General features: G+C 69.6%; 12 protein-coding genes. 10 read left to right on the forward strand and 2 right to left on the reverse strand.

Going from position 1 to position 11,969, the window contains the following annotated elements:
* The first annotated feature begins 34 nt into the window (after nucleotides 1–34).
* The 10 genes from ACFWUU_RS39955 to ACFWUU_RS40000 all read left to right on the forward strand — a co-directional run bounded on the left by ACFWUU_RS39955 (nucleotide 35) and on the right by ACFWUU_RS40000 (nucleotide 7,758).
* A complete protein-coding gene (locus tag ACFWUU_RS39955) occupies nucleotides 35–292 on the forward strand; it encodes an HGxxPAAW family protein (protein ID WP_137254691.1) in 258 nt (85 codons plus the stop codon).
* 13 nt (nucleotides 293–305) lie between these two features.
* The gene (trpC, locus tag ACFWUU_RS39960) at nucleotides 306–1,112 is read left to right on the forward strand and encodes an indole-3-glycerol phosphate synthase TrpC (RefSeq protein ID WP_137254692.1); all 807 of its coding nucleotides are present in this window, start codon (nucleotides 306–308) and stop codon (nucleotides 1,110–1,112) included.
* 76 nt (nucleotides 1,113–1,188) lie between these two features.
* Nucleotides 1,189–2,400, forward strand: a complete 1,212-nt coding sequence (trpB, locus tag ACFWUU_RS39965; protein ID WP_380183849.1) for a tryptophan synthase subunit beta — start codon at nucleotides 1,189–1,191, stop codon at nucleotides 2,398–2,400.
* The gene (gene trpA / locus ACFWUU_RS39970) at nucleotides 2,393–3,217 is read left to right on the forward strand and encodes a tryptophan synthase subunit alpha (protein WP_380183851.1); all 825 of its coding nucleotides are present in this window, start codon (nucleotides 2,393–2,395) and stop codon (nucleotides 3,215–3,217) included. Before trpB ends, trpA begins: the two co-directional genes overlap by 8 nt.
* A gap of 7 nt (nucleotides 3,218–3,224) precedes the next feature.
* Nucleotides 3,225–3,881, forward strand: coding sequence for an SCO family protein (locus ACFWUU_RS39975; RefSeq protein WP_233714726.1), 657 nt, complete (start codon nucleotides 3,225–3,227; stop codon nucleotides 3,879–3,881).
* Nucleotides 3,878–4,348 carry a DoxX family protein gene (locus ACFWUU_RS39980; protein ID WP_380183853.1) on the forward strand — a complete coding sequence of 157 codons (471 nt, stop codon included), beginning with the start codon at nucleotides 3,878–3,880 and terminating at the stop codon, nucleotides 4,346–4,348. Before ACFWUU_RS39975 ends, ACFWUU_RS39980 begins: the two co-directional genes overlap by 4 nt.
* Nucleotides 4,345–5,040 (forward strand): DsbA family protein, encoded by a 696-nt coding sequence (locus ACFWUU_RS39985; RefSeq protein ID WP_380183855.1) that lies wholly within the window; start codon nucleotides 4,345–4,347, stop codon nucleotides 5,038–5,040. The genes ACFWUU_RS39980 and ACFWUU_RS39985 overlap by 4 nt, the downstream gene beginning before the upstream one ends.
* Nucleotides 5,041–5,104: 64 nt before the next feature.
* Nucleotides 5,105–6,127: a prolipoprotein diacylglyceryl transferase gene (lgt, locus tag ACFWUU_RS39990; RefSeq protein ID WP_380183857.1), complete on the forward strand. Its 1,023-nt coding sequence runs from the start codon at nucleotides 5,105–5,107 to the stop codon at nucleotides 6,125–6,127.
* Nucleotides 6,120–6,845, forward strand: coding sequence for a VIT1/CCC1 transporter family protein (locus ACFWUU_RS39995; RefSeq protein ID WP_380183859.1), 726 nt, complete (start codon nucleotides 6,120–6,122; stop codon nucleotides 6,843–6,845). Before lgt ends, ACFWUU_RS39995 begins: the two co-directional genes overlap by 8 nt.
* 82 nt (nucleotides 6,846–6,927) lie before the next feature.
* Nucleotides 6,928–7,758: a hypothetical protein gene (locus tag ACFWUU_RS40000; RefSeq protein WP_380183861.1), complete on the forward strand. Its 831-nt coding sequence runs from the start codon at nucleotides 6,928–6,930 to the stop codon at nucleotides 7,756–7,758.
* Between the two features lie 3 nt (nucleotides 7,759–7,761).
* On the opposite strand, the gene ACFWUU_RS40005 is transcribed toward ACFWUU_RS40000, so the two are convergent.
* The gene (locus tag ACFWUU_RS40005) at nucleotides 7,762–8,787 is read right to left on the reverse strand and encodes a 1-aminocyclopropane-1-carboxylate deaminase (protein WP_380183863.1); all 1,026 of its coding nucleotides are present in this window, start codon (nucleotides 8,785–8,787) and stop codon (nucleotides 7,762–7,764) included.
* Nucleotides 8,788–8,797: 10 nt separating this feature from the next.
* Complete coding sequence (locus ACFWUU_RS40010) at nucleotides 8,798–11,944, reverse strand: tetratricopeptide repeat protein (RefSeq protein WP_380183865.1); 3,147 nt, start codon at nucleotides 11,942–11,944, stop codon at nucleotides 8,798–8,800.
* Nucleotides 11,945–11,969 lie beyond the last annotated feature (25 nt).

An 11,969-nucleotide genomic window follows, 5' to 3' on the forward strand; every position in this document is an offset into this window, starting at 1 on the left:
TAGGACGTGACGACGAGGAGGAGTGGCGCCAACTATGGACAATACGGTGGCGGATCAAGGAGCTAGTCGGATCGACGAGGAGGCCCCCCACGATCTGCACGGCAACAGCCCCGCGGCGTGGACCGCGGTGGTGATCGTGCTGGTCGCGTTCACGCTCGGCGCCATCGCGATGGTGCTCGGGCCGAACTGGGTGCTGTTCTGGATCTCCGTCGCGATCGCGGTGCTCGGTGCGCTGGCCGGCAAGGTGCTGCAGTTGCTGGGCTTCGGGGTCCCGACTGACGGCGACCACTGAGGGGCGGACGGACATGACTGTGCTTGACGACATTCTCGCTGGGGTCCGCGAGGACCTTGCGGAGCGCCAGGCGCGGGTCAGCCTGGACGATCTGAAGCAGGAGGCCCAGCGCAAGCCCGACGCCAAGGACCCGATGCCCGTGTTCCGTGGTGACGGGATCGCGGTGATCGCCGAGGTGAAGCGGTCCAGCCCGTCGAAGGGCGAGCTGGCCGAGATCACCGACCCGGCCGCGCTGGCCGGGGAGTACGAGCTGGGTGGCGCCGCCGCGATTTCGGTCCTCACCGAAGAGCGCCGGTTCAACGGCAGCCTCGACGACCTGCGCGCGGTCCGCGGCCGGGTCGACGTGCCGGTCCTGCGCAAGGACTTCGTCGTCTCGTCGTACCAGCTCTGGGAGGCCCGGGCAGCCGGCGCCGACATGGTGCTGCTGATCGCGGCCGCGCTGGAGCAGGAGGCTCTGGTCTCGCTGATCGAGCGGGCGCACTCGATCGGCCTGTGCCCGCTGGTCGAGGTGCACGACGAGGAGGAGACCCGGCGTGCGGTGGACGCCGGCGCTCAGCTCATCGGCGTGAACAACCGCAACCTGAAGACTCTCGAGGTCGACCGGGACACGTTCGCGCGGGTCGCGCCGACGATCCCGACCGAACTGGTCCGGGTGGCCGAGTCCGGCGTCCGCGGGCCGCATGATGTAATCGAGTTCGCGCGCGCCGGGGCCGATGTCGTCCTCGTCGGTGAAACCCTGGTGACCGGCCGCGATCCTCGTGCCTCGGTCGCCGACCTCGTCGCCGCCGGATCGCACCCCGCAATCCAGCAGCGGCACTGACCTCTCCTCCCGGTCCAAACGGGTAGGGGTAGTAACTCTCCCGAGCCGTCTGGGCCGGGTTGGAAGGTTTTGTCGGATGTCTACTGTGCTGCCCGATCAGTTCGGGCACTTCGGCCGTTTCGGCGGCAGGTTCATGCCGGAGGCGCTGATCGCGCCGCTCGACGAGCTCACGACCGCGTGGCGCGAGGCGATGGCCGACCCGGAGTTCACCGGTGAGTTCGAGCGGATGCTGCGCGACTACATCGGCGCCCCGAGCCTGCTGTACGACGCGACCCGGCTGTCCGACGCGGCCGGCGCGCGGATCCTGCTGAAGCGCGAGGACCTGAACCACACCGGCGCGCACAAGATCCGCAACGCGATCGGCCAGGCGCTGCTGACCAAGCGGATGGGGAAGCCGCGGGTGATCGCCGAGACCGGCGCCGGCCAGCACGGCGTCGCCACGGCCACCGCGTGCGCGTACCTCGGCCTGGAATGCGTCGTCTACATGGGCGAGGTCGACACCGAGCGCCAGGCGCTGAACGTGGCCCGGATGCGGCTGCTCGGCGCCGAGGTGATTTCGGTCAAGACCGGCAGCCGGACGCTGAAGGACGCGATCAACGAGGCGCTCCGCGACTGGGTCGCCAGCGTGGACAAGACGCACTACATCCTCGGTACGGCGGCCGGCTCGCACCCGTTCCCCGCGATGGTGCGCGATTTCGTCCGCGGGATCGGTGACGAGGCGCGGGAGCAGTCGCTCGAACTGCTCGGCAAGCTGCCGGACGCCGCGGTTGCGTCCGTGGGTGGCGGGTCGAACGCGATCGGCCTGTTCACGGCGTTCATCCCGGACGAGAGCGTGAAGCTGTACGGCATCGAGCCGGGTGGCGACGGGTTCGAGACCGGTCGGCATGCGGCGACGATCACGGCCGGGCAGGTCGGCGTACTGCATGGTGCGCGGTCGTTCCTGCTGCAGGACGAGGACGGCCAGACGATCGAGTCGCACTCGATCTCCGCGGGGCTGGACTACCCGGGCGTCGGTCCGGAGCACGCGTGGCTGGCCGAGACCGGGCGCGCGTCGTACCGGCCGATCACCGACGCCGAGGCGATGGACGCGTTCCAGCTGCTGTCGCGCACCGAGGGCATCATCCCGGCCATCGAGTCCGCGCACGCGGTCGCCGGCGCACTCGACATCGCCAAGGAACTGGGGCCTGAGGCAACTATTCTGATCAACCTCTCCGGTCGCGGGGACAAGGACATGGACACGGCCGCCAAGTGGTTCGGCCTCGGCGGGAATGAGGCCTCCGGTGAGTGATGTGGTTGCCCTGGGCAAGGGTGGGGTCGCGATCCGGAAGGCGAACGACGCGGGCCGCGGCGCGCTGATCGGGTACCTGCCGGCCGGCTTCCCGACGTACGACGGCGCCGTGGACGGGGTCAAGGCGATGATCGACGGCGGTGCCGACGTGATCGAGCTCGGCCTGCCGTACAGCGACCCGGTGATGGACGGCGTCACGATCCAGCGGGCCACCGAGGTCGCGCTGGCCGGCGGGCTGCGGACCCGGGACGTGCTGAGCACGGTCGAGAAGATCGCGGCGTACTCCGACGTACCGGTGCTCGTGATGACGTACTGGAACCCGATCGAGCGGTACGGCGTGGACCGGTTCGCGGCCGACTTCGCCGGCGTCGGGGGAGCGGGGCTGATCACGCCGGACCTGATCCCGGACGAGGGCGCGGAGTGGATCGCGGCCGCGGACAAGCACGACCTGGACAAGGTGTTCCTGGTCTCGCCGTCGTCGACCGACGAGCGGATCGCGATGACCACGACCGCCTGCCGCGGGTTCGTGTACGCGACCGCTGTGATGGGTGTCACCGGTGCGCGGGACAAGCCGTCGGAGCTCGCGGCGCCGCTGGTCGGCCGGACCAAGGCGGTGACCGGGCTACCGGTCGGCGTCGGCCTCGGCATCTCCAACGGGGATCAGGCGGCCGGCGTGGTGGCGTTCGCGGACGCGGCGATCGTCGGCGCGGCCCTGGTCAAGGCGCTCCAGGACGGCGGCCCGGCCGGCGTCCGTGCGTTGACCGAAGACCTCGCTGAGGGCGTCCGCCGGGAACCCCGCACGCCTGCCGAACGTTAGTACCGCCGTGAGTCGAACCAGGAACGCGGTCGTTCTGCTGGCCGCGGTGGCTCTGCTCGCCCTCGCGGGCTGCAGTGGCAAGGAGCAGAAGGCCGACAATCCGGGCGGGGCGATCATCCGCAGCAGCCAGGACCCGAACGGGCTGCGCGGCGCCACGCTGGACCAGCCGTACTCGATGCCCGCGACCACCCTGACCGACACCGGCGGGAACCCGTTCAACCTGGTCACGTCGACGAAGAAGCCGGTCACGCTGGTGTTCTTCGGCTACACGAACTGCCCGGACGTGTGTCCGACCGTGATGGCTGACGTGGCGTCCGCGCTGACCAAGCTGGACCAGCCGGTGCGCGACCAGATCCAGATGCTGTTCATCACCACCGACCCGTCGCGGGACACCGGTCCGGTGATCCGCAAGTACCTGGACCGGTTCGACCCGTCGTTCACCGGGCTGACCGGGTCGCTGGCGTCGATCAAGGACGTCGCGAAGGCGGTCGGCGTACCGGTGGAAGGGATGCAGAAGCTTCCTTCCGGAGGGTACGAGGTCGGTCACGGAGCGCAGGTGATCGGCTTCGGGAAGAACGACAAGGCGAACGTGCTCTGGCTGTCCGACGCGGCCATCGGCGACCTGTCGCACGACTTCGGCAAGCTGGTGGCGGACAACCAGTGAAGGCTTGGTTCCCCTGGGTGTCGCTCGTTGCCCGGCTCGTGCTCGGCGGCGTGATGCTGGTCGCCGGCGCGTTGAAGGTCACCGATCCTGAGACGGCTGCTCAGGCGGTCCGCGCGTACGAACTGCTGCCGTCGTCGCTGGTGCAGCCCGTCGGCTGGGGGCTGCCGTTCCTGGAGATCGCGATCGGGTTGCTGTTGATCGTCGGCTTCGGTGTCCGCGCCTCGGCCGTGGCCGCGGGTGTTTTCATGATCGTGTTCATCGTCGCGGTGTCGTCCGCCTGGGCCCGCGGCCTGTCGATCGACTGCGGCTGCTTCGGCGGCGGCGGTCAGGTCGCTGCGGGCCAGACGAATTACCTGCAGGAGATCCTCCGGGACATCGGCCTGCTGGCGCTGGCCGTGTGGCTGTGGTGGCAGCCCGTCAGTAAGTTCGCTGTCGTATCCGAACCGCAAGGAGTCATCGCGTCGTGAGCAACGCCAATCCGCTGCTGCAGCAGCCGAAGCGCCGGATCTCGCCAGGGATCATCGTGGTGGTCGTCCTGGTCCTCGCGCTCGCGGGCGGTGTCGGAGTGCAGTACTACCGCGGTCACTCCAAGGTCGAGGTCACCTCGAACGGCCGGCCCGAGCCCACGGTCATCACCGGCCCGGGCACGTCCGGCAAGGGCGTCACGGTCGGCAAGGCCGGCGCGAAGGTCAACATCGACCTGTACCTCGACTTCCGCTGCCCGCACTGCGCGGAGTTCGAGGAGGCGAGCGGCTCGACCATCGACAAGCTCGTCCAGGACGGTACGGCGACGCTGACCTACTGGCCGCTGCAGTTCGTCAACCCGGACGCCTCGCCGCGGCTGGCCAACGCGTTCGCCGCCGCGGCCGCGAACGGCAAGGCGCTGAGCTTCGCCGACGAGATGTACGGCGATTTCTCGAAGTCGTGGACCACGGACCAGCTGATCGAGCTCGGCAAGCAGCTCGGCGTCGGTGACGAGAAGTTCCAGCAGGCGCTGCAGGGCAACACGTACGCGGGCTGGCTGGAGTCGGTGGGCAAGGCGGCCGACGACCGCGGCGTGACCGGGACGCCCACGGTCTACGTGAACGGCAAGCAGTTGCCGACCGACCAGCTGAGCTCCGAGGGGCTGCAGAACGCCGTCGACGCGGTCGCAAGCTGAGGCCCCATCGTGACCGTGCGTTTCTGGCAGTGGTCTGGTGGGTCGAGTAGCGTTCCCCCTTGCCATGTCTAGTCTGATTCCCGCCGTGATGGTTCCGGCGTTCATCCCCAGCCCGAGCCAGGGTGTCTGGCACATCTTCGGCCTTCCGATCCGCGCGTACGCGCTGTGCATCCTGGCCGGCATCTTCGTCGGCTACTGGCTCGGCCGCCGCCGCTGGGTGGCGCGCGGCGGGTCCGCGCCGGTGCTCGCCGACATCATGTTCTGGGCGATCCCGTTCGGGCTGGTCGGGGCGCGGATCTATCACGTGATCACCGACGCCGAGCTGTACTTCGGCGAGGGCCGGCACCCGATCGACGCGCTGAAGATCTGGCACGGCGGGCTCGGTATCTGGGGTGCGGTCGGGTTCGGCGCGCTGGGTGCGTGGATCGCCTGCCGGCGGGCGAAGGTGCCGTTCCTGGCGGTCGCGGACGCGATGGCGCCGGGGATCGCGCTGGCGCAGGTGTTCGGCCGCTTCGGCAACTACTTCAACCAGGAACTCTTCGGCCGCCCGACCACGAAGCCGTGGGGCCTGGAGATCTCACCGGAACACCGTCCGGCCGGGTACGCCGACTTCGCCACCTTCCACCCGACGTTCCTCTACGAGGCGGTCTGGAACCTGGGCGTCGTAGCCCTCGTCATCCTGGTCGACCGCCGCTACAAACTGGGCCACGGCCGCGCCTTCTTCCTGTACGTCGCCGGCTACACCGCCGGCCGCGCCTGGATCGAAAACATGCGCATCGACACCGTGAACCACTTCCTGGGCCTCCGCCTGAACGTCTGGACCGCCCTCATCCTGTTCGTCCTGGCCGTGGCCGCCTTCATCATCAGCGCCAAACGCCACCCCGGTCAGGAAGACATCTCCACCGGCCCAGCCGCCGGCAAGCCAGCTCCCGCAGAAAAGCCGGCAGACGCCGAGGACGCTGCTGACGAGGCTCCTGAGACGGAAACGGACGAGGAAACGCCCGAGGCGAGCGAACCAGAAAGCTCGACAGAAGCGCCGAAGGTTGAAGTTAAGAACGGTTCCGAGTCTGATGGGGCTCGTGACTGAGACGCCTGATGTGTCGGCTGAGCATCACGGGGACCACACGCACCGTGATGTGAACGGCGGCTGGCTGCGGCCCGCGGTGTTCGGGGCGATGGACGGCCTGGTGTCGAACTTCGCCCTGATCGCCGGCATGGACGGCGGCACCAGCTCCGGCTCGAAGTTCATCATCCTGGCCGGCCTCGCCGGTCTGGCCGCGGGTGCGTTCTCGATGGCGGCGGGGGAGTACACCTCCGTCGCCTCCCAGCGCGAGCTCGCCCACGCCGAGATCGAGATCGAGCGCAAGGAGATCAAGAAGCACCCGATCGACGAGGAGATCGAGCTCGCCGAGACGTACCGCGCGAAGGGCCTCGACCCGGACCTCGCGAGCAAGGTCGCCAAGCAGTTCCACGCGAACCCCGACCAAGCCCTCGAGGAACACGTCCGCGAAGAACTCGGCATCGACCCCGACGACCTCCCGAACCCGGTCATCGCAGCCGCTTCGTCATTCATCTGCTTCGCAGTCGGCGCCTTCATCCCGCTCGCGCCGTACCTGCTCGGCGCAGGCAACGTCCTACCGTCCCTCATCCTCTCCCTGACGGCACTGTTCGTCTGCGGCGCCGTCGTCTCCCGCGTCACCAGCCGCTCGTGGTGGTACTCCGGTCTCCGCCAACTGCTCCTCGGCGCCGCCGCAGCCGCCCTGACGTACTTCGTCGGCACCCTCGTCGGCCCCGGAATCGGCTGACGCAAGAGGTATCGCCGGCGCTACCCCAAGAGTCGATCCAGCGTGATGGTTCGCACCGGACACGCCCGCCTAGCGTGACCCCATGACGTCGACCACCTTCCTCCGGCCATGGCAGGCGCTCACCTCCGCCGCGACCGCCACCGCGGCACTCCTCGTCGCCTTCGTACTGGCCCCCGCCGCCCTGGCGAGCACCCGGGCGACCACCGCCCTCGGCAGTGAATCGACCCTCATCGCCACCTTCCGCAGCGCGTTCGTCAGCTACTGGCACACCGGCAACGCCGACTTCGGTGCCGAACTCCAACCCGTCGTCGACTACTGGTTCCGCTACCACGTAGCCAAAGCCCTCCTCGCTGCTGCATTGCTGGCGGTCCTCATCGCCCTCGGCGTACTCAGCTGGCAAGCCTTCCTCCGCACCGGCGGCCTCCGAGCAGTGGCCCTCGCCGCGAGCGGCGTCCTGTCCACCGCTCTGGCCGTGGTCTCGCTCGCCGCCGTCATGGCCAACATCCACGGCATGGCCGCGCCGTTCGGCTCCCTCCTCCCGATGCTGTTCGGCAAGCCCAACGCCTCAGCCGGCCCGCTGCCCGACACCCTCGCCCAGGTGAGGCAGCACCTCGCCGACGGCCAGAACTCACCCGCCCTCGACGTGATCCGCAGCGACTACGTCAAGTTCCACGCGGTCATGGCCATCGAGGGCACGCTCGTGGTCCTCGTGCTCGTGCTTCTCTCCGTCCTGCTCTGGCGAGGGTTCACCAGGACAGACCGGTCCGAGCGGCGCCCCCGGCGACTGCTGGCGGCGTACGGCGTCTTCACCCCGCTGCTGGCGCTCACACTGGCCGTCATCGTGTTCGCGAACGCGACCACCGCCGCACACCCGCTACCCGGCCTCGAATCCTTCTTCGCCGGCGGCTGGTAGCCGCTAGGCGATCGACTGCGAGTGCGTGAACAGCCCGCTGTAAGCGTTGAGAGCAGGCTGCCCACCCAGGTGCGCGTAGAGCACGGTCGAGTCCTTCGGGATGTCGCCGTTGCGGATCAGGCCGATCAGGCCCGCCATCGACTTCCCCTCGTAGACCGGGTCGATGATCATGCCCTCGAGCTGCCCGGTCAGCCGGATCGCGTCCAGCGTCGACTGCACCGGGATCCCGTACTCGTCACCCGCCCAGCCCTCCAGCACCGTGATCTCGTCGTCCCGCAGCTCGCGCCCCAACCCGATCAACGAGGCCGTCGCCCGGGCGATCCGCTCGACCTGATCACGCGTCTCCTGCAGCTTCGCGCTCGCGTCGATCCCGATCACCCGCCGCGGCCGGTCCTGCCCGGCGAACCCGGCGATCATCCCGGCATGCGTCGACCCGGTCACCGAACACACGACGATCGTGTCGAAGAAGACCCCGAGCTCCCGCTCCTGCTGCTCCACCTCGTACGCCCACTGCGCGAACCCGAGCCCGCCGAGCCGATGATCCGACGCGCCGGCCGGGATCGCGTACGGCGTACCACCGCGCGCCTGCACGTCCTCGAGCGCCTGCTTCCAGCTGTCCTTGAACCCGATCCCGAACCCGGCCGGATCGAGCCGCACCTCGGCCCCCATGATCCGGCTCAGCAGAATGTTGCCGACCCGGTCGTTGAGCGCATCCGGCCAGTCGACCCAGTTCTCCTGGACCAGCACCGCCTTCAGCCCCACCTTCGCGGCGACCGCCGCGACCTGCCGGGTGTGGTTCGACTGATACCCGCCGATCGAGACCAACGTATCCGCGCCTTGAGCGAGCGCGTCCGGGATCAGGTACTCCAGCTTCCGCGTCTTGTTCCCGCCGTACGCAAGGCCGGAGTTGCAGTCCTCCCGCTTCGCCCACACCTTCGCCCCACCCAGGTACGCCGACAACCGCTCGAGCGGATGCACCGGGCTGGGCCCGAACAACAACGGATACCTGGGAAAGTCGGCGAGAGTCATGCCGCCCAGACTAATCAGCCGGTACGGCGAATTGCTCCAGTTGACCGCGCAGTACTGCGACGCTGGTCTCGGGGTCGTCGCTGGTCTCGACGCCGACCGTCTCCAGGATCGTCAGCGCGCGCTGCCAGTGCTGTCGGGCGTCCTTGCACCGGCCGAGCGCTGCGAGCGCATACGCGAGCCCGTCGTAGGCCCGCGCCTGGTCCACGGGCTGGTAGAGCTGCGTCGCCAGCTCCAGCGCGCGGCGGTGGGAGTCGAGAGCTTCGTTGGGCCGTCCAACGGTCAGGTGCAGCCGGCCGAATCCCTGGTGCGCCTCGAACTCCCAGTTGGGTGAGCCCAGGTCGCGGGCAAGGTCCATCGCCTGCTCACGGCAGGCGAACGCGTCGGAGTACGCACCAAGCTGCCGGTGTGATTCGGCCAGCCCGTCCAGCGAGCGGAGCTGGTTGTGCAGGTTGCCGTTGTCCCGTGCGTGCTCCAGGCCCTGCTGGTAGAACTCGATCGCCCGCAGCGGGTCCGCCTGGAGGAGGTGGGCGTGGGCGATGCTGGTCAGCAGTTTCCCGACGCTGCGGTGGTCGATCGCGCGGGCGATGATCAGTGCGCGGCCGGTGAACTCCAGACTGGCGGCGTGATCGCCGAGCTTGCCGCACATCCAGCCGAGACCGTTCAGCGCGGCCAGGCGACCGGACTGGTTGTCCATGGACTCCGCGACGCCGAGCGACTCGTGCAGTTCGCGGAGCGCGAGGCTGTTGCGGTCCTGGGTCCCGTGGACGAGGCCGAGACCGTGCAGCGCGCGCATCTCACCTGACCGGTAGGCGCTGGTGCGGGCGAGCTTCAGCGCTTCGCCGTACTCCTCGAGTGCCTGCGCGTGGATCCCTTGGACGCGGTGGCATTCGCCGAGGCGGAGTAGCAGGTCTGTCTCGCCGGTGGTGTTGTTCGTGGCGCGTGCGACGTCGAGCGCGCGGTGGTGCAGGTCTTCCAGGGTGGTGAGTCGGCCGACGGTGCGGAGGTACGGGTACAGGCTGGCCGAGAAGTGCAGGGTGCAGTTGCCGGCCTGTTCGCTGATCAGGAGGAGGTTCGGGAGTTCCGTTTGGAGCCAGTCGTCCGGCGTACTGGTGATCGGGTCGGCGTCGGGGTGGTGATGGAGGCCGGTGTGGTTCGGGTAGCGGCGGGCAGTCGCTTCGGTGGCGGCCTGGCAGTAATAGTCGACCAGGCGGGTGAGTGCGGCGGGGGACTCGTCGGCGGCGACGGTACGGGCGTGGTCGCGGACGAGATCGTGGAATTGGTAGCGGCCGAACGCTGGCTCTTGGAGGAGATGGACGTTCAGCAGTTGTTCCAGAGCGCGGGCTGTCGCGGCGTGGCCGAGATCGAGCAGAGCTGCGGCGGAGTCGGTCCCGAAGTCGGCGCCGGGGTGGAGGCCGAGTCGGCGGTACGCGCGGCGGAGGTCCGGGCCGAGCTCGCGGTACGACAGGTCGATCGCGGCCGCGACACTGCGCGGTCCGGCGGCGAGCTCGGTCAGGCGGTGCTCGTGGCTGCGGAGTCGCTCCAGGAGTTGCTCGGCGGTCCAGGACGGGTGGGATCTCAGCCGGGCGGCCGAGATGCGGATCGCGAGGGGGAGGAGTCCGCACTGCTCGACGAGCTCGGTCAGTACGGCGGGCAACGTACCGCTCCTGCCTGCGACGGTCGTGAAGAGGTGGACGGCGTCGTCGGGTGGCAGTGTCTGCAGGGAGACGGCCGCGGTGGTGTCGAGGTCGGCCAGGCGGTGCCGGCTGGTGATCAGCACGCCCGAACCCGGCGTACCGGGGAGGAGCGGGCGGACCTGTGCCTCGTCGACGGCGTTGTCGAGGACCAGCAGGACGCGGCGGTCGGCGAGGAGGGTGCGCAGCAGTCCGGCTCGGTCGTCGAGTTCGCGAGGCACGCGGTCGGCCGGTACGCCGAAGACCTCCAGCAGCCGCGCCACCACCTCCCCGGCTTCCGCCGGCCTCACTCCGTCGGTGTGCCCGTGCAGATCGACGAACACCTGCCCGTCCGGGTACGACGGCGCCAGCTGATGCGCCGCCCGGACCACCAACGCCGTCTTCCCAACCCCCGCCATCCCGTCCACCACCGCAACCATCACACCGCCCGGCAACGCGGCCAGAACGGCCAGCTCAGCGGCGCGGCCGGTGAAGCTGGGCAGATCGGCGGGGAGCGATCTCGGGGCGTCCAGCTCGACCGGGTGAGGGAGCCGCAGGTCGGCCCGGTCATCGCGCTGGTCGCGCTGGTCGCGCTGGTCGCGCTGGTCGCGCCGGTCGCACCGGTCGCACCGGTCGCACCGGTCGCACCGGTCGCCGTGGTCGCCGTGGTCGCCGTGGGCGGCGTGGGCGGCGTGGTGCGGGTGCAGGTCGGCGTCCAAGGCGTGGTGGCGGTCGGCGTCCAAGGCGCGGTGGCGGTCTGCATCCCGGGCGCGGTGCCGGTCGGCGTTCGGGGCGCGGTGGCGGTGCAGGTCGGCGTCCGCTGCGAGGAGGTCGGCGTGGAGTTGTTGCAGTTCGGCGCCTGGTCCTACGCCGAGTTCGTCGGCGAGCCGGGCGCGGATCACGTCGTAACGGCCGAGGGCCTCGGCGGAGCGGCCGGCGGCGGCCAGCATTCGGAGCAGCCGGATCCAGAGTGACTCGCGCAGTGGGTACTCCGCGGTCAGCTCCTGCAGCTGTACGAGCAGGTCCTCGGATGGCTCGAGATCGGCGAGGCGTTCGACGGCCGACAGCCGCAGTTCGACCAGCTGCGGCAGGACCGTCGTCGTGAGCCAGTCCGACCTCGTGCCGCAGAACGGCTCGCCGGTCCACTCCTGGAGCGCCTCAGCCGGCCCAACCGCCCGCTTGAACCGCAGCACGTCGACCTGGTCCGCCGACACCGCGAACACATACCCACCAGGACGCGTCTGCACAGAGTCCGCCCCCAGCGCCTGACGGAGTCGCGCGATCAGCGTGTGCAGACTGCTCTTGACCCGATCCGGGAGCTCGTCACCCCAGACCCGATCGGCCAGCGTGTCCACCGCGACGCACTCACCCGCCGACATCGCGAGTACGGCGAGCAGCGTCCGCAGCCGGTCGCCCTTCAGCTCCACCGGTTCGCCGCCGACCGTGACCGCCAGCGGCCCGAACAGTCGGATCCCCACCTCAGCCACGCTCGGCACAGTACCCACCAGCCGG

It is taken from the genome of Kribbella sp. NPDC058693 (genome assembly GCF_042715335.1).
In the GTDB taxonomy this organism is placed as follows: Bacteria; Actinomycetota; Actinomycetes; order Propionibacteriales; family Kribbellaceae; genus Kribbella; species Kribbella jiaozuonensis.